Below are 26,463 nucleotides of genomic sequence, written 5' to 3'. Positions count from 1 at the left end.
GCACTCAAGGTAATCTGGTGATGCAGGTTTTCATGTGTACTGACTTGTAGTTTATGAGTGGATTGGAATAAAAAAAGAGGAAATGAAATCTCATTTCCTCTTGTTGGATTGATTAAAGATCAACTATTTATAAGGTGACGGCGTCACAAGATCCTAAATATTTTTGACAATGTCACGCACCAGGCCAGGTCCGTGATAAATAAAGCCAGAGTAGACTTGAACCAACTCAGCGCCCGCTGACATCTTCTCCTTGGCTGCAATCACAGAATCGATCCCGCCAACGCCGATAATTGGCAAGTGACCATCCAGTTGCTGTTTAAGCTTACGCACAACTTCCGTGCTACGTGACTGAACAGGGCGACCACTTAAGCCCCCCATTTCTGTCGCATGCTTCATACCTTCGACCAAAGAGCGATCAAGTGTCGTGTTGGTGGCGATAACAGCATCAATTTTGTATTTAATCAGCGACTGACAAATCTGTTCAATTTCTTCATCGCTCAAATCTGGGGCAATCTTCAGAGCTAAAGGGACATATTTGCCATGCTTCTCGGCCAATTCAGCCTGCTTGTCTTTCAATGCCCCAAGCAGTTCATCAAGCGCTTCACCATATTGAAGCGTGCGCAGCCCTGGTGTGTTTGGTGAGGAGATATTCGCCGCGATATAACCAGCGTGCTCGTAGACCTTTTCCATACAGATCAGGTAATCTTCGGTCCCTTTTTCAATCGGCGTATCCTTGTTTTTGCCAATATTAATGCCAAGAACACAGTTAAACTTGGCTTTCTTGACATTTTCAACCAAGAAATCAACGCCCTTGTTATTGAAACCCATGCGATTGATAATGCCTTCGGCCTCGATAAGACGAAATAGACGTGGCTTGTCGTTACCTGGTTGAGGCCTAGGCGTCACTGTGCCCACTTCGACAAAACCAAAGCCCATTGCATCAAAGGCTTCGATACACTCACCATTTTTATCTAGGCCAGCGGCAAGACCGACAGGGTTTGGGAAGGTAATCCCCATACACTCTACTGGGCGATTAGGAAGTTTTTGACGGTAAAAAAGGTCAATAGGTGTGCCTGTAAAACGCTTGAAATTGTCAATCGCAAGATCGTGCGCCTTCTCAGGATCGAGTTGAAAAATGCCAGTTCTGGCAAGACGGTAAAGCATTGTGCCTCCGATAAAAGCCCCGTAGTAAACGGGGCGCTATTATTTACTCATTTGACGAACAATTCAAATTTAAAAGCATCAATTCACGCAAAGCGACGGAAAATTTCGCAAACTCATGCACCGAGCCGACCTTAAACTCATTCAAAATGCTATTCCAGCGCACCAGAGGCTGCTGATTAGTCGCTATCCACTGCTCTAATTTGTCTATCACGCTATCCTTGTCACTATTGCAACCACAGCCGAGCACCTGACGAGTGAGTTGGCGTTGCTGCCAATCGAGGTCTTCGCGAAATGCCGCACGTGCCAGGGCTTGCCAGTTGTTATCAACCGTCTGGTTATTAATCTGCTGTAAAAACCAGTGCAGCGAGAGACGGTTACCAAGATTAAAGTAGAGCGTGGCGCAATCTTTGACGCTAGTGCCGGTTTCTTTAGATACTGTTGATATATCCAGTACCGAGTACAAACTCGACAAACGCGAGACAAAATTAGCCAATGCGTCATCAATGCCCTGCTTAATCCAAACTTTGGCGAGGTTATTGTGTTCCTCAACCTCACTCTGTACCAGACAACTATCCAGGATTGATATCGCCGTCTGCGCATCTTGTTTATAGCGTTCAACCGCGCTAACCACTTGCAAGTTGCCATGATGAGTGCGCAGTAGCCAGCGCGCGACACGACGTATACTGCGTCTGACGATCACTATCATCTCGTATTGCACCTGAGTTGGCACGCGATTGTCGTGCTCTCGGATATGATCGTAGATACGACCGAGTTCAAATATCTCCCGAGCGGCCACATAAGCATTGGTCACGTCAATCACGTCCGCACCCGTTTCATCTTGCAGTCGAGTGACAAAATTACACCCCATCTCGTTTACCATCTGATTAGCCAGAGAAGTGGCAATAATCTCCGCTTTCAAAGGATGAAAATCCATTGCACTCAGGTAGTTACGGCGTAACTCTGTGGGAAAGTAATTGACAAGCTGCCGACCATGGAACGGGTCTTGCGAAATCGCAGGGTGAACAAGCTGCTCTTTGAGCATCATTTTTGCGTAGGCCACCAGCACCGACAGTTCTGGACGAGTCAATGACTGACCGAGTTTTTCACGCTCAAATAGACTCTCATCATCAGGGATATACTCCAGAGCGCGATCCAAGTGACCAGATTTTTCTATCGTATGGATAAAACGCACCAACTCTTTGACTGTGCTTACGCCTTGGTGCTCTGCAACCGAGATCGCCTCGGATTGATGGTAGGCATCATCTAGCACAATCTCACCGACCTCTCCCTCCATCGATTCGAGGATTGAGTTGCGCTGTTTAACCGTTAGATCACCCGCTGTCACTAGGTTATTAAGGAAAATCTTAATATTCACTTCATTATCAGAACAATCAACCCCGCCGACATTATCGACAAAGTCGGTGTTCACATGGCCACCATTAAGGGCAAACTCAATTCGCCCTCGCTGAGTCAGACCAAGGTTACCACCCTCACCGACAATTTTGGCACGCAGCTGGCTGCCATCAACGCGCAGTGCGTCATTAGCGCGATCGCCAACCTCAGAATGCGTCTCTTGCGCTGATTTGACATAAGTACCAATGCCACCATTCCACAAAAGATCCACTTGCATCTGCAATATCAGCTTAATCAGATCGTTGGGCGCCAAGGTTTTATGATCCGTATTGAGCAATGTGCGCATTTCAGCGCTGAGTTCAACTGATTTTGCTCGCCGCGAGAAGACACCACCACCTTTGGAGATCAACTTAGGATCATAGTCCTCCCAGCTTGAGCGTGGTAGATCAAACAGACGCTTACGCTCTTGCCAGCTCGAAGCTGAATCGGGATTGGGATCAATAAAGATATGCAGGTGATTAAAAGCTGCCAACAAACGCGTGTGTTTTGACAACAACATACCATTACCAAACACATCACCGCCCATATCACCAATCCCTGCTGCGGTAAAATCGGTTGACTGACAATCAACCCCAAGCTCTCGGAAATGACGCTTGACCGACTCCCAGCCCCCTTTTGCAGTAATGCCCATTGCCTTATGGTCGTAGCCGTTTGACCCACCAGAGGCAAAGGCATCACCGAGCCAAAATTGATACTCGGCAGACACCGAGTTGGCCAGATCAGAAAACGTGGCAGTGCCCTTGTCTGCTGCTACCACCAAATAAGCATCATCCTCGTCATGGCTCACCACATTCGCTGGCGGTACCACCACTCCATCGACAATATTATCGGATACATCAAGTAGCGCGCGAATAAAGCGTTTATAACAATGCTGTCCTTCAGCAAATATCTCATCGCGGCTGGTGAGACTAGGCTGCTTCTTGCACACAAACCCGCCCTTGGCACCAACGGGCACAATCACGGTGTTCTTGACCTGTTGTGCTTTCACTAATCCAAGGATCTCGGTGCGAAAATCCTCTTGGCGATCGGACCAACGCAGTCCGCCACGCGCAACTTTGCCGCCTCTCAGATGTACCCCTTCGATATCCGGGGCATAGACAAAGATCTCGTAGGCAGGCACCGGTTGTGGGATCTCAGGAATCAAGCTGGGTTGCATCTTGAGAGATAACCAAGGCTTGAGGGCACCATGGTCATCCACCTGGTAGTAGTTGGTGCGCAACGTCGCGACAATCATGTCCATGTAGCGCCGTACAATTCGATCGTCATCCAAACTCTCTACGCTTTCGAGCAGTTCAGTCAGCTCAGCCAATACCTCATGCTGAGCCCGCTCACTTTCCTTCATGTGAGGATTAAATCGATGAGCAAACAGCTCCACCAGCGCAGTCGCCAGTTGCGGATGATTATTCAGGGTATCTTCGATATAGCTTTGACTAAACGGAAAACCAACCTGACGCATATAGCGCGCATAGGCTCGCAGGATGGAGGTCTCTCTTCCGGTTAAGCCTGCGCCTAATACCAGTCGATTGAAGCCATCATTCTCAAGATCCCCTGACCAGATGGCGGCAAACGCTTGCTGGAAACGATCCCTTGCATCACGCAGATCCACACGGCCACCGCCGTTATGCAGCATCGAGAAATCGAGGATCCAAAATGTCTGACCATTGGTCTTGTTGATCTCATACGGCGACTCACCAATCACTCGCAACCCTAAATTTTCCAGCATTGGCATCACATCTGATAGATGGATAGGCTCATCACCATGATAAAGCTTGAGTCTCACCGCATTGGAATCTGCCGCCAGCTCTTGTGGACGATAGAACAGCATGCCAAGCTTATTGTCCTCATTAATCTTTTCAAGCCGCTCAATATCACTCACCGCTGCGGCCGGCAGCACATCCTCTTTATATGAGCGAGGAAAAGCATAGAAATACTGCTTGGATAGAGGAACACCCTTACTCTCACCAAAATTGGCGATAATCGTCGAGGACAAGCGATCGTCCCAAGTTGATGAAGCCTCCATAAGATTTTGTTCGATCATTTTCACGTCTATATCGATATTATTGTTCTCAACTCGGACAATATAGTGAGTACGAGCCAAAGGGCTTTCGGAAAAAAAAGTGGTGAAATCGACTTCCTGTTTGGAGCCAAAGTACTGTTGGAAGATCCGTTGGGTTTGGCGGCGCAGCTCGGTGTTATAGCGCTCCTTATTGACGTATACCATACAGCTAAAGAAGCGACCGAACGGATCTTTACGCACGAACAGTCGCAACATATCGCGGTCTTGCATCTGCACCACGCCAGTCCCTACCTCAAGCAGCTCCTTCTCTTTAGCCTGAAGTAGCTCATCACGCGGAAAGTTCTCTAAAATATTATTCAGCGCCTTATACGCATACGAGCCGTGCATATAACCACTATTATTTAGTATTCGTTGGACTTTATGATTCACCAGCGGGATCGATTGCACGCTTTGGTTATACACCGCCGAGGTATATAAGCCAGTAAAGCGATGTTCCCCGATCACTTTGCCCTTGCTATTGATCTTTTTGATCCCAATATAGTCAGAATACGCCGGGCGATGGATCCGCGATTTAACATTACCCTTGGTCAGGATCAATAAATACGGCTTTTGCGCCTCTAAACGAGCGGAGTCGGGAAAGTCAGATAATTTCACAGAGCGCGCGCGCGCTGGTATTGAAAATAAGCCAAGACCGGTGCCCTTTACTGGTTGCAGCTCAATATCATCATTATCAGTGACCAACTTGTATTCTTTATAGCCCATAAAGGTGAAATTATGGTCGGCTAACCAACGGAGAAACTGAATCGCTTCTTTATAGTGGTCAGTATCGATAAACTGATTCGATTTTTGCTGCTCAAGCTCTTGTGTCACCTGCTCGAGCTTTTCAGCCATGGCTTGCCAGTCCCGCACCACCATGCCAGTATCTTTCAGCACCTTATTCAATTCAGATTCGAGTGCTTTCATCTCTTTGGCAGTATTGAGTCTATCCACCTCAATATGGAACAGAGAAACCAAATCGCCCTGCTCAGTGTTAAAGCTCTCAAGTCTTTTCCCACTGCGCTCAACGCGTGCTGGACCGTGCAGCATCAAGTGTGCTGTCAGGCCAAGCCGCGATAAAGCCATCTTAATCGAGTCGACCAGAAATGGGCCATCATCCACCACCACCTCAACAATGGTATGAGTCGACTGCCAACCACGTCGACTGACGGTGGGATTAAACACCCTGACCGAAATTTGTTTCGATTTGGTCTCGCCTAGATGGTGCCAAAGACTAAGCAGAGCGCCGTAGAGGTCCGACTCGTTGCGGTTAATCAAGTCGTCGTGTGAGACATTACTAAAAAGATGCTCAGCCAACTGAGTGACAAGCGGACAATCATTCGCCTGCACCTTATCTTGGATAAGTTTGATCACCTTTTCTAGCAGTACGGGGACAATGGTTTCTCGCTCAGACATAAGATCACTCCACAATATTATTTTTATTAGATCGCTATAAGCATAGGGTATCTCCCACTTAATAATGGGAGTAATAGTGAAATTTATCTCTGCTCTAGGTAACGATTTAATAACAATATTTTAAGTAGGGGGTGAAAATTTGATGCGTGTATTCAGTAGGGACACAGAATTACGCTTGTAGGGATTAATAGCGCGAAGGGAAAGTGGCGCACAGGCGGCGTGATAGGAATCGCTCTACCCGAGCGATTCTAGCTGCTTAAATTTATTTTGCTGATCAGTGGTCAGGCGAAAGCGCCCTCTTAAACCCAGTTGAGAAAGAAAGGGTCTCAATCTCGCTGCCGGGAGCTGAATACGCATACCTGTGGTTGTGGTCACCAATACGGTACTGGCAGCCCCTGAGTAATGACGCATAAATTGTTGGTAGCTGATGTTAAGACTAAAGCAATACTGGTTCATGAACGAAAGGAAATAACATTAAAGATAGTGGCCCTTTACCAAGCTATAGTGGCTTTGGCAAAGGGCATCAGGGATATTAAGACTCTAGCGCCTTAGTCACCTTTTCAAATAAGTCTTTGGCCAGGTTGTCCATTGACTTGAGGGTCTCCAGCTCTTTCTTGAGCAATTGTTGACGTCCATCATCATAACGACGGTACTTCAGCAGCGGATCAAGCAAACGAGACGCGACTTGCGGATTACTCTCGTTAAGCTGACGCAAGATCTCTCCAGCAAACGCGTAACCCTCACCCGATTTAGCATGGAACTGCACTGGGTTATTATTTAGAAACGCCCCAATCAAGCTGCGAATTCGATTTGGGTTTTTCAGGCTAAACGCAGGGTGCGACATTGTCTGGCGGATCACCTCGAGCGCATTACTCGCTGGATTGGTGCCTTGCAACGCGAACCATTTATCCATCACTAGGCCATCGTGCTGCCATTTGTCGCTGTAGTCCTGCATCAAACCCTCACGACATGCCAACTGAGCCATATTCGCCGCAGTCATTGCCGCCATGGTATCGGTCATGTTGTTTGAGTCACGATACTGCTTCTCAACCAGTTGATTGCCGCCCTCATTATAGGCAAGGAATGATAAACACACATTACGCAGCGCGCGCTGGCCCATTTGGGCATGGTCTATCGAGTAATCGGATTGGGTCAGGCTGTAGTAAGTCGCAGAGAGCTCATCGATAAGCGCACGTGACAACGCAACTTTAATCGCCTTGAGCACCGCAGAGATCGCATCAACATCCACCTGTTTATACCAACCCGCAACCTCATTGGCGGAAGGCAGTGTCAGCATCTCGGCAATAAAGGCAGGCTCAAGGCTCGCATCGAGCAAGGCGCCGCGAAACGCATCGACCACCGCCTCTGGCAACTCAACATGGCTCGCGCCCTTGGCAACGTACTGCTTGATGTACTTCGCCAGCAGCATCTGCCCTGCATCCCAGCGCGCAAACGCATTGGTTGCGTGGCGCATCAAGAAGGTCAGCTCATCATCGCTGTAATCAAAGTTGAGTTTCACTGGGGCTGAGAACTCGCGAAGCAGTGAGATCACTGGCTGCTCGGTGACTTGTTCAAACACAAACGTCTGCTTGGCCTCAGTAATGTTAAGCACATTGGATATGGCTTGACCGTTAGAAATGGGTGAAATCACCTCACCTGTATATTTATACAGTTCAATATCCAGTGGGATATGCAGCGGCGATTTTTCCGCCTGATCTTGAGTGGGCTCCGTCGATTGCTCAACTGTCAGAGTGAAAGTTTGTAGCGAAGAGTCATAATCACCGCGCACCGTCAGCTCAGGTGTGCCAGATTGGCTATACCACAAACGGAACTGACTCAGGTCAACACCACTGGCATCCTCCATCGCTGCGACAAAGTTCTCACACGTCGCCGCGGTACCATCGTGACGCTCAAAGTACAGCTTCATGCCTTTTTGGAAGCCGTCTTCACCAAGCAATGTGTGCATCATACGGATCACTTCACTGCCTTTTTCATACACAGTCAGAGTATAGAAGTTATTCATTTCTATTACTTTTTCTGGACGAATTGGGTGTGACATTGGGCTTGAGTCTTCAGCAAACTGCGGCCCACGAATAATGCGAACATTATTGATCCGATTGACCGCACGCGAGCCAAGATCTGAGGAGAACTCTTGATCGCGAAATACGGTGAGGCCCTCTTTAAGGCTCAATTGGAACCAGTCTTGGCAGGTCACTCGGTTGCCGGTCCAGTTATGAAAATACTCATGCCCGATCACCGCTTCGATCCCCAAGTAATCGCTATCGGTCGCTGTTTGATCATTGGCCAAGACGTATTTGGAATTAAACACGTTTAGGCCTTTGTTTTCCATCGCACCCATGTTGAAGAAATCAACTGCAACGATCATGTAGATATCGAGATCATATTCAAGATCAAAACGATCTTCATCCCACTTCATCGAATTGATCAACGATGTCATCGCATGCTCTGCTCGATTAAGATTGCCCTTATCAACAAAGATCTCCAGCGCCACTTCTCGACCAGAACGCGTGGTGTATTGGTCGGTAAGGACATCAAAATCACCAGCGACCAAAGCGAACAAATAAGCAGGTTTTGGGTGCGGGTCTTGCCATTTGACCCAATGACGGCCATCACTCGCCAGCCCTGCCTCAATACGATTACCATTACTTAATAAATGCGGGTATTGAGACTTGTCGGCCTCAACTGTAGTGGTAAAGCGCGCCAACACATCTGGGCGGTCTTGATAATAGGTGATGCGGCGAAAGCCCTCGGCCTCACACTGAGTACAGAATGCCCCGCCCGATTTATACAGACCCTCTAGCGCAGTGTTACCCTCGGGATCTATCTCGGTGACCACGGTCAACTCAAACTGCTCGGGTAACTGATGAATATGCAAACCACCCTCTACCAGCTGGTAGTCTGCCCAGACTTGACCATCGACCTTGATACTTTTTAGTTCAAGCTGTTCACCATCGAGCTCGAGAGTGGTCGATTGTTTTAGCTGCTTAACTTTTGATGTAGCGGTAACCAGAGTGTGATTGTCATGCAGATCAAAATACAACTCGATGTCAGATGTGGCATGACTGGGTGATTGATAATCTTTGCGATATTTTGCAACGGGTTGTGCGGTTGCTGATTGAGTCATTGTCTCGTTCCTCTCGACAATCATTAAGGCAGTGGTGAGCCATAACAGGATGACTCACATAAAAAAACGTTATGCTCGGCATACATGCCAAAAGCATAACGTTACTCTGTCTTATTCAAAAATGCGAGGCGTTTTTATCGGTGCTGTTTCAGACTGAACGGCTTTTGACCAAGACCTTAATAAAAGGTGTTTGTAGCAAAGCCATTACACTCAGTTATTCTTGCCTATCACCTATTTATTGCCGGTGGCTATCACGCGACAACACCGCAAACGTACTGCCATCTTCACCTTTGAGGGTTAACTCGTCGCTGCCTAATATATAGCGCGTCGACTGTTCGCCATCTTTGTAAAGCAGGATTAACTGGTCACCCTCGGTGATATAAACGCCCTGATGACTCTTCTCGTCCCCCTCGTCGTTAGTCACGCGGAAATCAAACACAAAATCAGGACGCAGTGTCAACTCCATCTGATTAATATCACTTGCGGCCATATCGTCGCCGGTTAGGTGTTCACTGGTCCAATTCCCTGCCAACGAGTTGGACAAGGCCTTGCGAAACACCACGCCATTGAGTTGCAGCGCATTATGGTTGAGGTTGTATTCGTAGATTTGTGGATCATCACTGTTGCTGCCAAGCACTATGGTGTCTTCACTCGCGTGATAAAAGCCTTCCCAATGATCAACTGAGTAGTCTTTCTTTTGGATATCGATTGAAAAGTTGTAGCCAGAGTCCAGAGACAGCTTGATGGCAATAAAATTCTCGGCTGAGTTGCTCGGATCTGGGTTGAGTAGATACCAGTCACCGAGTAAAAATGGTTGGTCAAATTGGGTTAAGTCGATTGATTGATCGTCGTCGTTCGCATTCACACTCAAGCTAAATACAGCAAGAATTATAGTTATCCACTTCATAAGCATCTCCCCTTTACTCTTTGAGCATAGAAGTAGATATGAAATTATGCGAAATATTCGATCTAGTTCACAGTTGTTATATTTGAGAAAACAAAAAGAAAAGCGAGCTCACAAATGAACTCGCTTGTATCTTGTCAGAACAATCACGCTGTGAATGGCTAACCCATCATGTCAACCATAATTGCGACTGTTTCATCCAAGTATGGATCTGGCGCTTCATAATCACTTGGCACATCGTCTAATGACTTAAATGGCTCCAATCCTTGACTGGATTGACGCTGATTAATTCGATCCAGACGACGCTGCTCGGTTCTCTCTGACTCGGCTTTGCGCGTCGCTTCATTCAAAGACAGTGCATTATCATCTTTTTCCGATTTGTAACGCTCAATATCCTCAAGAATAAAACCAAACTCCATATCGGTTGATACTCGTTTGATATGCTTGTTGGTCAATTTAGCAATTTGAGGAGACTTATCTTTCAGCACGGAGTATTTCGCCGGCTGGATTTGATCCCAAGGCAGGGCGTTATCCTCAACACTCTCACCCGTTTCATCGGCATCGATAGCGGTTGGATAAGCAATATCCGGCACTACACCTTTATTTTGTGTACTGCCACCGTTGATGCGATAGAACTTCTGAATAGTGTATTGGACGTAACCAAGCTCTTTATCAAAAATATCATAAATATGATTGAGCGAGCGGTGCTGCTGAACCGTGCCTTTACCAAACGAGTTCTCACCCACAATGATAGCGCGGCCATAATCTTGCAGTGCGGCTGCAAAAATTTCTGATGCCGAGGCACTGTAACGATTAATTAAAACCGTCAAAGGACCGGTGTAAGAAATGTCTCCGTCCGTGTCAGCATTCACATTGACTCGGTTATAACCATCACGGACTTGCACCACAGGACCACTTTCAATAAACAGGCCCGTTAACGCAGTCGCTTCAGTAAGAGCGCCGCCGCCATTATTGCGCAGGTCGACCACAATACCGTCAACGCCCTGCTGTCTCAGTTCGGTGATCAGCTTGTCGGTATCTTGCGCCAACCCAACGTAAAAACTTGGTACATTAAGGACACCAATCTTCTTACCCGCTTTCTCGATCACCTCTGATTTGACCGCGCGGTCTTCAAGACGGATCTTGTCGCGAACAATAGTGACAACGTGACTTTTGGCATCTTTACCTTCTGGCAAGATCTGCAGGTTAACTTTGGTCCCCTTAGGGCCTTTAATTAACTGCACCACATCGTCAAGACGCCAACCAATAACATCAACGATATCTTTGCCATCTTGGCCAACACCAATAATGCGATCCCCCTCAGACAACTGCTTACTACTTGAAGCTGGACCACCAGCTACCAGTGAACGGATCACTGTGTAGTCATCGGTCATTTGCAATACCGCACCTATCCCTTCCAGAGACAGATTCATCTCAGATTGGAACTGTTCGGCACTGCGTGGTGAAAGATAGCTGGTGTGAGGATCAACTTCGCGCGCAAACGCATTCATGTAGAGCTGGAAAACATCTTCACTCTTGGTTTGCGATAGACGTTTGATGGCGTTGTTATAACGCTTACCCAACATCTCACTGATCTCAGGCCACTCTTTACCGGTGAGCTTGAGATTAAGCGCATCATATTTAACCCGCTTGCGCCACAACTCATCAAGTTCAGCGTCGTCTTTTGGCCAATCCGCCTTTGAGCGATCGACTAAAATGGTCTCATCGATGTCAAACTTAATCTCTTCATCCAACAGGGTTAGCGCATAATTCAATCGCTCATAACGTTTTTCCATCGAAAGATTGTAAACGTCAAAAGCTACTTGGCTGCTACCGGACTTAAGTTGTTGGTCAAGGTCACGCGCTGATTGATAGAAACCGTCAATGTCTTTTTGGGTAAAGATGTTGCGATTGTAGTCGAGCATCCCTAAGTAGCGATCGAATATCGCTTGAGAAAACTCATCATCGAGGGTGAAGTGCTTATAGTGCGAGCGAGTGAAGCGCTTGGTGATCCGCTTACTGGCTGTCGCATGTTGCGCCTCCGGGTTGAGAGACGGTAGGTCGTCCTTTGAAATGTCGGCATCGAGAGCCAACGCGGGTGTTGCCGCTAGCCAAAGGCTAGCAGCAATAATTGTCACTTTAGAACGGCATTTCATGCTTAGGAGGATCTCCTTTAAGCGCGCAAGTGCTCCGCTTTCACGACCATTTGCAGGCCGTTTGCCAGTTGAACTCGCACATCTTCCTTATTGATTTCAACAATGGTCGCACCCATGTTGCCTTTACCCATGTTTACGTTCACCTGTTTTCCGATGATCATCTCATCAGCGTTTAGTGGACGAGTCTCAACAGGTTGAGGCTTATTTGCTTTAGCCGGGTTACGACGTGGTTTCGGCTTGTTCGCTTTTGGCTTGTTTGCCTTTGCTTCTTGCTTAGCCTTTTGAGCTTGCTCTTTACGACGTGCATTCACACGAGCTTTGCTCTCTGCCAGTGTTGTCTTAGCGTGTTCAACGTGCTCGTCTTCCAGAACACCACACTCGTTGCCATCAAGGTCAACACGAACAGCACCAGGTTTAACACCATGTAGGTAACGCCAAGATGAAGTGTACTGACGCAGTGCAGCACGTAGTTGTGTTTTACTTACTTTCTCGTCTTCTGCAAGACGTTCAGCAAGATCTTGAAAGATACCAATTTTTAATGGCTTTGCTTCACCTTCTAAAGTAAAGCACTTTGGGAAACATTCAGCAATATACGCGATAACTTCTTTGCTGTTTTTTAGCTTTTCAGTGTTTTCCATGAAAATTCCTGGTTCGTGCGGCCTGCCCGCGAGCATTACATAAATATTGTTGGCTATTATAGAGACCTAAAAGCGAAAAACCACCGCCTTGAGCGAATTTATCGGTCAATAGCATGTGAATTAAGCAACTGTTCTACTTCCTGCATCAAAAATGTCAGTCCTTGCTGGTCAATTTCGCTAAATCGACCAATTAATGGACTATCGATATCCAACACACCCGCCACTTTGCCGTCAATCGAGAATGGAATCACGATTTCTGAGTTACTCTCGGCATCACACGCAATGTGACCCTCGAACTGATGTACGTCATAAACGCGCTGAACACGATTCTCTGCCACGGCCGTGCCACACACGCCACGCCCAACAGGAATACGTACACAGGCCGGCTTACCTTGGAACGGTCCTAGTACCAGCTGTTCGCCTTCCATCAGGTAAAAACCAACCCAATTAATGTCAGCAAGCTCCATGTTAAGCAGTGCTGATAAGTTAGACAGATTGGCAACTAAATTGGGTTCAGACTCCAACAAAGCAGCGGCTTGTTTGGTAAGTCGCTGGTATTGTTCTAAATTCATTTATACTATCCTTTGATAGTCAGGGGATAGACTATCTACTTTTTACTTAATATGACACTGCGAAAGGCCTTGAACTAGCCTAGCCGAAGCGTCATGGCTTTCAATCCGATTACTTTTAGCCACTCTGGTCAAAGAACACAAGCGAAAAGTCAAAAATAGTGTTAATTTCCGCTAACATATTTGCGTTTTTTGCAGCTCTTCTCAATGCGAAAAAGTCGCGCTTGATGTTGACGCTAAGACAAGGTTAGGTGTTTGCAGGCAAAACAGCACTTAGTAAACAACAAGCTGTTCTTTTTGTTGAAACTTTAAGACATAATCTATGCTTTTCAAGATAGGCAAGTGCTCGGGCGAACCAACACTACATCCCAATGAAGAATGTTGTGCGAATAGCGTTGGGCGCGACGAAAACGATTCATGATTCAACTTTACATGATTAAAACCCTGCACCGTCAAATATGGAACTTTCAGTCTGATGAGCCAAACGTTAGAGCCAGATCAGCAACAATCGCTTAAGACCAAGCTTTGTCAAGGCTGCGATCTGCACATCGCCAGTGTTGAAGTCAGCGCAGGTCGAAGCGCTTATTGTCCCCGATGCGGCACACAGCTCTACCGTGGAGGTAGCCCTTCTCTTAACGGTAATTTGGCCATTGCGATAACCTGTTTATTGCTTTTTATTCCCTCGCATTTTTTTGACTTTATCTCGATTCGTCTGTTTGGTGTGATGATTCCCGCCACCCTACCAAGTGGCATTTTTACTCTATTTGAAGAAGGGTTTATTTCACTCGCAATCCTGGTCTTTTTCTGCAGCTCTATCGCTCCCTTAATCATGTGCCTATCGGTGGTTCTCACCCATATTGGATTAAAGTATCGCTCATTTAACACGGTTAAGCATGCTCTGTGGTGTATCCACCATCTTAAGCACTGGGTCATGATTGACGTTTTCTTGGTCAGCGTTGCCATCTCCTGCTTCAAACTGCAAGACTATTCCGATATCTATGTTAAGCCCGGTTTAGTTGGCTTGGTTGCGCTGCAGATATTTACTGTGATGTTGTTATGTCGAGTGAGTATCCGCCGCTACTGGGAAGCGTGGCGCGATGAGTCGAGCTATGGCTTCTCAGACGAGTCGTTACACTGTCACTCTTGCCACCTCTCACAACCGGACAACCCAGACCACCGCTGTCTTCGCTGCCACGCAGGCCTTGAAAAACGCAAACCCAACTCGCTCCAGAAAACCTGGGCCTACCTGATTGCCGCGAGTATCGCAGTCTTCCCTGCGAACCTGTTGCCGATTTCCATTTTGATTACTAATGGTGAGCGCTTGGAAGATACGATCTTTTCTGGGGTCGCGTCACTGGTAGTCAATGATATGCCTTTTATCGCTGCGATCATCTTTATCGCCAGTATTGTGGTGCCGGTTGGTAAGATCATGGGGCTTGCTTACCTGCTGATCACCATTCAACTCAAACATAGCCGACCTCAGTGCCCACGCTCTCAGCGTCACAGAATGAAATTATTCTTCTTTGTCAGTTGGATAGGCAAGTGGTCAATGATGGATCTGTTCGTGATTTCTATTATGATGACCTTAGTGGACCGCGGACAGATCCTCGACTTCACACCAGGCTTTGGCGCGATCGCATTTGCAGCTGTTGTTGTCCTGACCATGCTGGCGGCAGAGAACCTTGACCCGCGGCTACTCTGGTCTGATAACCAAGAGCCCAAGCCAGTAGAGCAACACCATTAACAACAATAAGAGTTTTATCCCGAGCCTTTAAAAGCTAGGTGTAAAAAAAATGAAAACTCGAAAAAAACTGAGTCAGTCAACTAAGAGTAAAGGAATGAGCAAACAACAATCGACACCCACTGCCTACCAACCCGAAGTGAGGAAAAACCGCGGGATCTCGCCATTGTGGCTGCTGCCGATTTTGACCTTAGTACTTGCAGGTTGGCTAGTGTTCAAAGCTGTGCATGATGCTGGTCAACGCATACAAGTGCAGTTTTCTGATGCACAAGGTCTGGTTGCCGGGCGAACAATGGTGCGTTATCAAGGTCTTGAGGTCGGTGTTGTGCGCGACATTAACTTATCGGATGACCTAGAAACCATTTACGCGGATGTCGATATTTACCCGCAGGCGGCTAAGCTTCTCACCGACAATACCCGCTTTTGGCTGGTTAAGCCTCAGGCAAGCTTATCTGGGATCTCCGGCTTAGATGCGCTAGTGTCCGGAAACTATATCGCCATTCAACCGGGTGAGGCCGGTGCTGAGCCTCAAACCACGTTCCGCGCCCTAGATTTCCCCCCTACCGATCAAGGGGCTCATGAGGGGCTAAATATCGTGCTTAAAGCTCGCGACCTGGGGGGTATCTCAGTGGGCTCGCAAATCGTCTACCGCAAGATCCCAATTGGTGAGGTCTATAACTTTCATCTCGATGAGAGCAGCAAGAATGTCATGATCAATGCGAGCATTAACCCAGAGTATCGCCATATCATTACCGATCAGAGCCGTTTCTGGAATGTTTCCGGTATCGGTGCAAGTATTGGTTTTGAAGGCGTAGATATGCGACTTGAAAGTGTCAGCGCTCTGATCAATGGCGCCATCGCGGTCGACTCACCCGATGGTGGACAAGCGGTAGAGGATAATCGAGAGTATCATTTGTATAAAGATGTCAAAACCGCCGGTCGTGGCATCCCAATCCAAATCACCTTGCCTGACGATCATAATATTTCTCCCAGTGGAACCAACATTCTTTATCGCGGTATCGAAGTGGGCCAGATCACCAATGTCGAACTCAGTCGCGATCGAGCACAGATAATCGCGCGAGCCGCTATTCAACCCGTGTTCGTCGATATGCTCACTGATCAAACCCAGTTTGTTCTGCAAGAGGCCAAGCTATCGCTATCTGGGGTGGAAAACCTCAGTAACCTCGTCACTGGTAACTTTCTCACCATAGAGCCACAAGCAGGCGAGCGCGCTCGAGAGTTCGTCGCCTTGCGTCAAGATGAGTTTAACCGACAACGCAGCGATGCCGTCACAGTGACACTGACTGCCGAGGATGCGTACGGGCTTGAAGCTGGCGCCGCGGTGAACTATCGAGGGATCAAGGTTGGCACTATTACGGACATCCGCTTAGCCAAAAGCTCGGTCAAGTTTGAACTGTTAATCGATGCCCAGCATGCAAATTTGATCCGCTCAGACAACCGCTTTTTTATTGCCGGCACGGCCAGCGTCCAGTTTGATGAACAAGGTCTCGATGTCCACATCCCACCGGCAAAACAGCTGCTCGAGGGCAGCATTAGCTTCAGTAGTGACGGCAGTACTGTAGCCCGCTCGGACTATACGTTGTACAAGAGCCAATCGCACTCTGAGTTAGCCAAGCAAGATCAATCAGGCTCGCAAACCATCACCTTGTTTGCTGAAAGCCTTCCCTCTATTTCTGTCGGTGCGCCGCTGCTCTATCGCAATATCGAAGTCGGCAGTGTGAAGGACTTTTCTCTGTCTAGGAATGGCGTCGATATCAAAGTCAGTATCGATAAGCGCTATCGCTACCTGATTGAAAAAGATACTGTATTTTGGAATCGCTCTGGGGTTGAGATTGATGCAAGCCTAGCTGGCGTTAAAGTCAGTGCGGCGCCACTAAAATCATTAATTAGCGGTGGTATCGCCTTTGACCGTGTGCCGGGGATCAGCAACAAAGTCGACCAGCGCTGGAAACTGTACAACAGCTATGATGACGCGCAGAACTACGGTCAACGCATTACTCTCCAAGGCTCTCAGTTTCATGAACTAAGCATCGGCAGTAAGGTTCATTATGGCGCGGTGAATGTGGGTGAGATCATCGATGTCACACCAAACTTTGACGATGGCACCTTTACCTTTGGCGCGCGGATTTACTCGCAATATGTTGATGATATTGCCCGCAGCGACAGCCAATTTTACATCGCTCCGCTTGAAGTCAGCCTGGCCGGAGTGAGAAACCTTCGTTCAGCGCTTAGCCCTCAAGTGTCGGTTATTCCTGGAAATGGGACGCTGCAAACCGATTTTGAACTGCAAAACAACGTCATCGAGCGCTACGACTTTGTGCTGACTTTGCAAAGCGAAAAGCGCGGCTCGGTTCAAGTCGGCACACCCATCACTTACCGGGATATGCACGTTGGAAGTGTGATTGGTGTCTCTCTGGGTGAGTTCGCTGATCGCGTGATCACCACCATCACCATCGACCCAGAGTACCGCTACCTAGTGCGCAGCAACAGCCTGTTTTGGAATATGTCCGGATTGGACGTCTCAATCGGCCTCACCGGTGCCAAGGTGCGCTCAGGTACGCTAGACAGTATCGTTAAAGGTGGCATCGCCTTCGCTACACCACAAGACACCCTACAACCATCGGCTCGCTCAGGAGAAACCTACTTTCTTCACGACGAAGCCAAGCCTGAATGGTCACAGTGGCGCACTGCGATACCAAAACCTTAACTGACAGAGGCGAGAGGCGAGAGGCGAGAGGCGAGAGGCGAGAGGCGAGAGGCGAGAGGCGAGAGGCGAGAGGCGAGAGGCGAGAGGCGAGAGGCGAGAGGCGAGAGGCGAGAGGCGAGAGGCGAGAGGCGAGAGGCGAGAGGCGAGAGGCGAGAGGCGAGAGGCGAGAGGCGAGAGGCGAGAGGCGAGAGAATTCTTCGGGATTGACATGACAGTGTCAACTCTTTTTCATATGGATGATAAATAAAACCGTAAGAACTTTAGCTTTTCACCTGACAGTGCAACACACTCCCCTCGCCTCTCGTAGGGCAACGCCCGATCTCAATTCTCGCCTCTACCCTCGCGTTCTCGCAGTAAAACGATCTCGCTTCTCGACTCTATCTTTACGTCTGATATACTTCCCGTTTTCCCCCCATTCTTTGAGATCTCCCGTGCATCCAAACGTCTATCTTCCATCTGAATTTCTCCAGCATATTGAGTCGATTTTGCCTAAAGGCGAGAGTCTGCAAGACTTTATTGCTGCATGCCAACGTCCACTGAGAAAAAGTATTCGCATCAACACATTAAAAGTGAGTATTGAGCAGTTTCATTCGGTGGCTGAGGCTAATGGCTGGGCGTTGACGCCGGTTCCTTGGTGTGAGGAAGGTTTTTGGATTGATGCCGATGAGTCACAGGTGCCGCTGGGCAATACCGCTGAACATATGGCAGGCTGGTTCTATATCCAGGAAGCCAGCTCAATGCTTCCGCCGATTGCGCTTTATCATCAAAATAGTCCGGGCTATGAGCGTGTGCTCGATATGGCGGCTGCGCCTGGCTCAAAAACCACCCAACTGGCTGCCTTGATGGACAACCAAGGCTTACTCGTGGCCAACGAGTACTCTTCTAGCCGGGTCAAGGTGCTCCACGCCAACATTGAACGCTGCGGCGTGCGCAACGCAGCTCTGAGTAATTATGATGGCCAAGTGTTTGGTGGATGGCTACCAGAAACCTTTGACGCCGTACTCATTGATGCGCCCTGCGGTGGTGAAGGCACGGTGCGTAAAGATGAAGACGCCTTAAAAAATTGGAGCATGACCTCTATTCACGCCATCTCAGACACACAAAAGCAGCTTATCGAGAGTGCGTTTCACGCGCTTAAACCCGGCGGTGAACTGGTCTATTCGACCTGCACGTTAAGCCATGAAGAAAACCAACAAGTCTGTCAGCACCTGCTTGATACTTTTGGTGACACCGTCACCACCCTCACACTTGAAACGCTCTTCTCGGGCGCAGAAAAAGCCCTGACAGAAGAAGGCTACCTGCATGTATTCCCGCAAGTTTATGACAGTGAAGGCTTCTTTATTGCTAAATTTAAAAAGCTTGCTAGCGTTACGCCGCCCAAGGTCAAAAAGCGTTTAGGTAAGTTCCCATTTGCCCCTATCGCTTCTAAGCAAGCTAATGACATCGAGCAACGCCTTAAAGCGAGCCTTGGCATCACACTGCCTGCCGATACAGAGCTATGGCAACGCGACAACGATATCTGGCTATTCCCACAAACCCTGGCACCACTTTTGACTGAATTTAAGTTCTCTCGAATGGGGATTAAGATCGCCGAAGCGCACAAAAAGGGATACCGCTGGACCCACCAAGTCGTCATGGCACTCAATGCCGAGGGCGGCCCAGTGGTGGAGTTAAACCGTGAGGAGGCTCGAGAGTGGTACATGGGACGAGATGTACGCCCAGCTCTATCGGGCCAAAGCGGTGAAACCCTAGTTGCCTACCAAGGTATGATCTTAGGCCTTGGCAAATGGGTCGGCAATCGAATCAAAAACGGCTTACCTCGCGAACTGGTTCGCGACAAAAACTTGTTCTAAGCCAAAGGCTCAGTCGGTAATTGATAGAATACATGACAAGGCGCTACTTTAACCTATTGATTCATATAGAAGAGATTGGGATTAAGTAGCACTTTCTTGTTATAAACTGGAAGTTTCTCAACTCTGAGCTAGTCTGAATAGTAACTCGTAAGCGTTCTAACCTTAGCGCAGGCTCAGATAAGAGCCCATTCCCCTAAGCCCAAATCAGGATCGGATTCGGGCTTTTTTTTTCCCGTTGGGAAAGAGTCGAGAGGCGGGATCGCTTCGCTGCGAGAGACGAGAGGGTGATCGCTGCTTTTCCGAGTCAATTGCTGACCCAACCCTGCGTCTGATCCGTTTTAAGAGAGCAGATAGCAGTCAAGAAGCGCTTTGAGCGAACAACGCGCGACTAACTCCTCGCCTCTCGAAGGGCGAAAAGCCTGATCTCGATTCTCGCCTCTGCTTTACTCGCCTCTCGCCTCTACTCTCCTTCAGAGAGATAGATGCCGTCTTTTTCAATGCGGATTAAGCCTTGTTTATACAATCCGCCGATACTCTTCTTAAACGTGCCTTTACTGGTGCGGAATACATCGAAGATCGCTTCAGGCGTTGACTTGTCGCTTAGGGGTAAGAAACCGTCGCGCTTGGCGAGTTGAGCGAGGATTTTTTCACTTAGGTCGTCCATCTTCTCGACACCAACCTTTTGTAGAGCTAGGTCGATTTTGCCGTCTTCACGAATGTTTTTGATGAACCCTTTAAGCTTTTTACCGACAAAAACCTTACCAATTACGTCTGATGGGAACAGCATGCCCCAGTGTTGACCATTGACGATCGCCTTAAAGCCTAGATCACTGCGCTCGGCAATGATCAAATCGACCTGTTGGTTACGCTGATAATTGGCTGGCGTCTTGTTCAGAAGCTTGTTGAACTTGGTTGTGCCGACAATGCGTCCAGAGGCTTTATCGGTGTAGACATAAACTAAGACACTCTGTCCTTCGCGAAAACGTGTGCGCTGTTCACTGAATGGGATCAGCAGATCTTTGCTTTTAATACCCCAACTTGCAAAGGCACCAGTGGCATTGATCCCTTCAATTTTCATCAGGCCCCACTCGCCTACTTGGGCAATTGGCTGCTCTGTGGTTGCCACAACTTGGCTGTCGGCATCAAAATACAGGAAAGCATCAATACGGTCACCGACCTCGATACCCTCAGGGCATAGTCTGTTAGGTAGCAAGGCGCTGCCGTAATCTCCGGCGTCGAGAAATACACCAAAGTCAGTTTTCTTGGTTACTTCAAGTGAATTGATGCGTCCGATTTGAATCATAATGCTCTCTTTGCGCTTTGTAGAAAAGCGGCTGGTTGATAAGTGAACTCTGCTAACAAAAAGTATTCAACAGTAGTAGCGATAAGGTTTTGTAAACTTAGGTCGTTTCATTCAAACTATAGTGTGAAACAAGAAGTTTGGCTCTCTCGCAGCTAAATCGTCTTTGCCAGAGGAAATTGGCGCTGATTATACCCAAACTTAACGATTGTTTTAGTCTTTCAGTAAAATATTTTCTCCTCGAGGTATGATTTGGTCACGGTTGACAAACAAGACGCAATAACTCTAAAACTCTCTCAAGTCCTGCCTGCCAGTAAGCGCAGCCAGCTAGACTGCTACCTATTTGTGCCTGGTGAGCTTGGGCTCGGGCCTGACGTCATCAAGGAAAGCGAGATTTACTTCAGCGCTTTGCAGCAAAAGCGTACCTATTTTAGTGATAAGACACTGCTGCCCTTAGTGCACAGTCGCCTGGCTAAGCGAGGCAAGGTCTCCTCTAACCAATACCGAGTGAGTCTTAGCCTTTATGCCTATCAGTACGTTGTCGCTTTAGATAAGTCGATTGCGGACTTGAGTGCACTCGCCGATAAGGAGCAGTCAGTCAACGAGGATCACATCGATGAAGTGATAGAGCTTGCGCTCGATATTCTTAAACGCTTGCGCCGAGCCGTTCCTTATGAAGAAGAGCTTAAACGCTACTACGCAAACATTGATAACTATGTCTCATGGTATACCGAGCAGCGTTTTCTTTCTTTGGTTGCGCATCTACCCCGCGAGGGTGAATACAAAACAATTAAGCAGCGCCTGATCACCATTGCGGAGCGTGAGATCGCCCACCGCAAGCTGCACGATTACAACTCCACCAATGTGCGCAAGTCTGCCACGCGGATGAGTAACAAGATGCGCTTGCTGCGCCGATTGATTGAGTATCCCATTGTGCTTCACGAAGAGCTCACCTCACTAGGGGCCACCGTACAGCGGATTGTGAAAGGTGTGGCAACCGGGTTTGTGATGGTTTTCGTGACCATCACGGCAATCATGGCGCGTGATTATTGGGGAGAGATCACGGCGTCTTTCATTATTGCCATGTCGTTTGTCTATGCACTGCGTGAGATCTTTAAAGATGACCTGCGTGATATCCTCTGGCGCCGACTGCGTCGAGGAAGACCGAAATGGCGACGTAAGTTTAAAGATCCCTCAACCAAATCATCGGTAGGCCAAAAGCTAGAGTGGCTTGAATTTACCAGCCTAAGTCGATTACCAGATCGCATTCAGCTGATCAGGAAAAAACGCGTTGCCCAGCGCGAGGAGCAAATCCTGCACTATCGCGCCGATGTCGAGATGAGCACCTCGCGCTTTCTTAGTGGGTATGAGCAAACACGCGAAAACCTCTATATCAACCTGCGCTTTATTACCCGCCTGATGGATAAGGGCGCCAACCGTGTTTACCGCCTGCAAAAAGGACAGGTATTACGTGACTCGGTGGAGAAACGTCACCTGCTAAATCTAATCGTGCGTGAGATCGATGATAAACAGCAGGCACACTACTACCGTTGGAAGCTGGTCATGAATCGCAGCAAGATTGTCGATGTAGAAGAAATACCTATAAAAGAGCAGGTTCGAGGGGCGAGTACGGGCTGAGCCCTGCGGGGAGCGAGGAGCTTTGCGCGCGTGGCTTGATACTCGTTCCTCGAAACGAAGTGTCCTCAAACCTGAATAACAGGTGCGAGGTGCGGGGACGAGCATTGCCCTACGAGATGTGAGGAGTTCAACACGTGAGATGTGCTACTCGCTTATGTGGACTCCCCCTTGTCAACAGCAGTAATTAACAAATAAAGAATAAATGCGTGCTTATGTACGAGCTCTGATTGAGAAGCTATCTCTGGCTCTGTGATATTTACGCGAACTCGTGGTCAACTCTCCTCGGCGAGCTTAATGCTCCTAGCGAGATACTGACTCTACGAGCTGATTTTCATCTTTTATTGAGCATTACTGTTGTTTAACGCTTTAAGCCTCTAAAGGCTCGGCTTTGTATTCGGTATTTTTGGTTAGCATAGAGAACGCTGTTCTGACTGTTTTATTTGCTAAAGCCACAGCAGCACAGCGCTTTCCTCGTCGCTCAACCAACTGTTGGATCCACTGTTCTTTTTTGGTTCTGGCTTCGCGGCGCATTACTTGATTTATCACCGACATCGCTCCACTCACCAAGTAGCTCCTAACCATTTTATTTTTGACATACTTACCTATGGAGCCCAGTTTGGTCTTACCACCAGAAGAGTGCTGTATTGGGGTCAAGCCAATACAAGCTGCTGCATCACGCCCTGTTTTGAAAAAACCCATCTCGCCACAACCAAGAGAAATATATAGATTAATCGCATTCAAAGGGCCTACACCCTCTATCGCCATAAGCTTTTTGCATTCCTTCTGCCTATGTGCAGCTTTTTCTATACAGCTATCATATTGGTCGACGTTTTCAACATGGGTTAAATACTGTTGCCAGGCCGTATTAAGTGCCACCCTAAATTCACTAGAAAAACCATTCTCTGCATCTTCTAGAGCCGATGCAACAACACCGTTTATTCCCCCTTTACTCGGCGAAATACGGATATTGAACTCGAGTAATAGAGAAGAGAGTTGATTGAGACTGGCGACCTTGTGTTTCACTGCAAGGTCTCGTAGGCGAATAAGGCTTTGCTTCTCTTGTTGCTCTTTAGATTTGCCATTAATAAACTGAATATCAGTAACTTGCGAAGCCTGAACGATAGCTAATGCATCATTCTTATCGGTCTTTTGGTTTTGTCGAATACTGGCAACCAGCTTAGCTGAAATGAGTCTGGCATCATGCCCGCACGCTATAGCTTGTTGCTTCCAGTAGTTAGAGGTGCCACACGCTTCGAAAACGATGGTCATCGGTTTAGACGTTATAAGCCAGTGGTTAAAATCCTGAGGTGTCATTGCCTTATTGGAACGCACTTTGCTGTGTTGCGTAACACAAACTTGGATTTCACTCTTTGCTAAATCAACACCAGATACTATACGTTTCATATTGGACTCCTTTTAACATTTAGGCTTTACAACTCAAATGTTAGTCAACCTTTCGGGGTTGGGGGAGTCCAATTATCTCCTCGAAACGAAGTGTCCTCGAACCTTAATAATAGGTTCGAGGTGCGGGGACGGGCTGAGCCCTACGAGATGCGAGGAGCTATTCACACGTGACATGTTACTCGCTCCTCGAAACGAAGTGTCCTCGAACCCCGCCCCCTCAAGCGCTAGCGCTATTGTGTCACGACAACACTTAGGTCTGGTTGTTCGCTAAGGAGTAGCTGGTATGCGCGATTGGTCGCTAGTTGCTCTGTGAGCAATATGGCTGGTTTTTTAAAGGCTTGAGCGGCCTGATAGGCGATGCTGATTAGCTGTAATACAGATTCATTGTCTGGTGCATAGCTGTGTTGGTGATCTGGGTTGTGCTTGTCGACGCCAAGGGTGAATTGAGTCAAGTCCTCACTGTCGATCACTAAGCCGTCAAAGTAGTGCAGCAAACGCTCTGCCAGTAGCGCTGAGGAAGGGACATTGACTGAGAACAGCACCTTGAGCCCATTAAGCCCACGCGGCAGTCCCTGCTCAGCTAACTTATCAATGATACGAGCAGCATCTGCAAGGCTGCGCACAAACGGAACCACAACCGTCACATTGGCAAAGTGCTCACGCAGTGCCTTGATAAGGGTGCACTCAAGCTGAAACCACGCCAGATAGTCCGCTGAGGCGTAACGGGCAACACCACGCACGCCCATCAGAGGGTTACTCTCTTTTGCTGCCGATTGTTCGCTGGCCGCGATGATCTGCTCGCTGGTCAGTTTATCCAGACTCACACGCAGCACGTCCTCTTTAGATGCCACACTCGCTACCTCAGCAACAATGCGCTCAATCAATAGCGATTTGCTTGCCTCGAGCGATTCAGTAGTGTGTAGGTGCTTGATATTCTCGGCCTGCTGTAGCCAGTCGCCGAGAGAAAAATAGTAGAATGCGCCGGTGCTTGGTTGTGCACTAGGAAGGAACTGCCCTTCTTGCTGGGCTGATACGATTGATTGCTCCATGCTATCCCTTTGGTACTTTTTATTGTGTTTTCATAGTATTTAGAGACCTTACCGAGTGCGCCACCGGAATACAAGGGCTCAACTCGCACCACTCGAATAAAAATCAATCAATCGTGCTGATTTAACTGCATTTATTGACTAAATTGATTTAGTTGTGGTTAAACGGTTTCAACTGACGCGATTTTTCGCTATCTTTGCTCTTTTATAATCATAATTAGGCGATTTTATGCCACTAAAAACAGATGAACTGCGCACTCAGCCGCTTGGGCCTATGCCTACTCCTGCGGAGCTGAGCCAAGCACATCCTCTCACCGAAGATGTGGCTGCGCGTATTGAGCTATCACGCCGTCAAATCGAGAAAATCCTAACTGGCGAAGACGACCGTCTTCTGTGCATCGTTGGACCTTGCTCTGTACATGACACCAAAGCAGCGATTGATTACGCTGAGCGCCTAGCGGCCATCCAAGAGCAGTACAAAGATGAGCTCTTCATCGTAATGCGCACCTACTTTGAAAAACCGCGTACCGTTGTCGGTTGGAAAGGTTTAATTACCGATCCAAACCTTGATGGCTCATACGCTCTTGAAGCGGGTCTGAATAAAGCGCGTAAACTGCTCCTCGACATCAACAAGCTTGGCCTGGCTACGGCGACCGAGTTCCTTGATATGATCACCGGTCAATACATCGCTGACCTGATTTCATGGGGCGCGATTGGTGCTCGCACCACTGAATCGCAGATTCACCGTGAAATGGCATCAGCGCTTTCATGCCCGGTTGGCTTTAAGAACGGCACCAATGGCAACGTGAAGATCTCGATCGATGCGATTCGCGCCTCAAAAGCATCACACTACTTCTACTCACCAGACAAAAATGGGCGCATGACGGTGTATCGTACTGCGGGTAACCCATACGGTCACGTGATCTTGCGTGGTGGTGATACCGGTCCTAACTTTGATCAAGCGTCAGTTGCTGCGGCATGTGGCAAACTGAAAGAGTTCGACCTTCCAGAGCGTCTAGTTGTTGACTTCAGCCACGCCAACTGTGAAAAGCAGCACCGCAAACAGCTTGATGTCGCAAAAGATATCTGTGAACAAATGGCTGGCGGCAGTCATCAAGTGGCTGGCATCATGGCGGAGAGCTTTATCGAGGAAGGCAATCAATCGATGGCTGATATCCATAATCTGGAATACGGTAAATCGATCACTGACCCATGCCTAAGCTGGGATCACACTCATCAGATGCTTGATATGCTGTCTGCGGCAGTGAAAGCCCGTCGTAATCACCAATAAGGAT

16 protein-coding genes are annotated in these 26,463 nt (G+C 48.1%); 5 read left to right on the top strand and 11 right to left on the bottom strand.

Going from position 1 to position 26,463, the window contains the following annotated elements:
- Positions 1-153: 153 nt before the first annotated feature.
- From pyrD to ACZ5R2_RS09965, 8 genes are all read right to left on the bottom strand, one after another.
- Positions 154-1,164, bottom strand: coding sequence for a quinone-dependent dihydroorotate dehydrogenase (pyrD, locus tag ACZ5R2_RS10000; protein ID WP_464902109.1), 1,011 nt, complete (start codon positions 1,162-1,164; stop codon positions 154-156).
- Positions 1,165-1,207: 43 nt separating this feature from the next.
- Positions 1,208-6,046: an NAD-glutamate dehydrogenase gene (locus tag ACZ5R2_RS09995; RefSeq protein WP_464902108.1), complete on the bottom strand. Its 4,839-nt coding sequence runs from the start codon at positions 6,044-6,046 to the stop codon at positions 1,208-1,210.
- Positions 6,047-6,280: 234 nt separating this feature from the next.
- Entirely contained in the window at positions 6,281-6,502 is a 222-nt protein-coding gene (locus tag ACZ5R2_RS09990) for a DUF2835 domain-containing protein (protein WP_464902107.1), read from the bottom strand.
- Between the two features lie 76 nt (positions 6,503-6,578).
- Positions 6,579-9,191, bottom strand: a complete 2,613-nt coding sequence (gene pepN / locus ACZ5R2_RS09985; RefSeq protein ID WP_464902106.1) for an aminopeptidase N — start codon at positions 9,189-9,191, stop codon at positions 6,579-6,581.
- Between the two features lie 235 nt (positions 9,192-9,426).
- Positions 9,427-10,098 (bottom strand): hypothetical protein, encoded by a 672-nt coding sequence (locus ACZ5R2_RS09980; protein ID WP_464902105.1) that lies wholly within the window; start codon positions 10,096-10,098, stop codon positions 9,427-9,429.
- Between the two features lie 158 nt (positions 10,099-10,256).
- Complete coding sequence (gene prc, locus ACZ5R2_RS09975; RefSeq protein ID WP_464902104.1) at positions 10,257-12,251, bottom strand: carboxy terminal-processing peptidase; 1,995 nt, start codon at positions 12,249-12,251, stop codon at positions 10,257-10,259.
- 17 nt (positions 12,252-12,268) lie between these two features.
- Entirely contained in the window at positions 12,269-12,889 is a 621-nt protein-coding gene (gene proQ, locus ACZ5R2_RS09970) for an RNA chaperone ProQ (protein ID WP_438459372.1), read from the bottom strand.
- A 98-nt stretch (positions 12,890-12,987) separates the two neighbouring features.
- Positions 12,988-13,461, bottom strand: coding sequence for a GAF domain-containing protein (locus ACZ5R2_RS09965; protein ID WP_464902103.1), 474 nt, complete (start codon positions 13,459-13,461; stop codon positions 12,988-12,990).
- Positions 13,462-13,933: 472 nt separating this feature from the next.
- On the opposite strand from ACZ5R2_RS09965, the gene ACZ5R2_RS09960 reads away from it, so the two are divergent.
- The 3 genes from ACZ5R2_RS09960 (at position 13,934) to rsmF (ending at position 19,780) form a co-directional block, all read left to right on the top strand.
- Positions 13,934-15,202, top strand: coding sequence for a PqiA/YebS family transporter subunit (locus ACZ5R2_RS09960; protein ID WP_464902102.1), 1,269 nt, complete (start codon positions 13,934-13,936; stop codon positions 15,200-15,202).
- A 94-nt stretch (positions 15,203-15,296) separates the two neighbouring features.
- On the top strand, positions 15,297-17,927 hold the full coding sequence (locus ACZ5R2_RS09955) for a PqiB family protein (protein ID WP_464902350.1): 2,631 nt from the start codon (positions 15,297-15,299) through the stop codon (positions 17,925-17,927).
- 431 nt (positions 17,928-18,358) lie between these two features.
- Complete coding sequence (rsmF, locus tag ACZ5R2_RS09950; protein WP_464902101.1) at positions 18,359-19,780, top strand: 16S rRNA (cytosine(1407)-C(5))-methyltransferase RsmF; 1,422 nt, start codon at positions 18,359-18,361, stop codon at positions 19,778-19,780.
- A gap of 460 nt (positions 19,781-20,240) precedes the next feature.
- On the opposite strand, the gene ACZ5R2_RS09945 is transcribed toward rsmF, so the two are convergent.
- Complete coding sequence (locus ACZ5R2_RS09945) at positions 20,241-21,083, bottom strand: CvfB family protein (RefSeq protein ID WP_464902100.1); 843 nt, start codon at positions 21,081-21,083, stop codon at positions 20,241-20,243.
- Positions 21,084-21,332: 249 nt separating this feature from the next.
- On the opposite strand from ACZ5R2_RS09945, the gene ACZ5R2_RS09940 reads away from it, so the two are divergent.
- Positions 21,333-22,718: a hypothetical protein gene (locus tag ACZ5R2_RS09940; protein ID WP_464902099.1), complete on the top strand. Its 1,386-nt coding sequence runs from the start codon at positions 21,333-21,335 to the stop codon at positions 22,716-22,718.
- 366 nt (positions 22,719-23,084) lie between these two features.
- Here the strand turns inward: ACZ5R2_RS09940 and ACZ5R2_RS09935 are convergent, their stop codons facing one another.
- Together ACZ5R2_RS09935 and ACZ5R2_RS09930 are read right to left on the bottom strand one after the other, a co-directional pair.
- Positions 23,085-24,122, bottom strand: a complete 1,038-nt coding sequence (locus ACZ5R2_RS09935; RefSeq protein WP_464900814.1) for an IS110 family RNA-guided transposase — start codon at positions 24,120-24,122, stop codon at positions 23,085-23,087.
- Positions 24,123-24,352: 230 nt separating this feature from the next.
- Entirely contained in the window at positions 24,353-25,171 is an 819-nt protein-coding gene (locus ACZ5R2_RS09930; RefSeq protein WP_464902098.1) for a putative PEP-binding protein, read from the bottom strand.
- Between the two features lie 226 nt (positions 25,172-25,397).
- On the opposite strand from ACZ5R2_RS09930, the gene ACZ5R2_RS09925 reads away from it, so the two are divergent.
- Positions 25,398-26,459, top strand: a complete 1,062-nt coding sequence (locus ACZ5R2_RS09925) for a 3-deoxy-7-phosphoheptulonate synthase (RefSeq protein WP_464902097.1) — start codon at positions 25,398-25,400, stop codon at positions 26,457-26,459.
- Positions 26,460-26,463: the final 4 nt, after the last annotated feature.

This window comes from Vibrio sabulosilitoris (genome assembly GCF_055391395.1).
The sequence above is the reverse complement of the archived record's forward strand: the minus strand, read 5'-3'. Positions and strand labels throughout refer to the sequence as shown.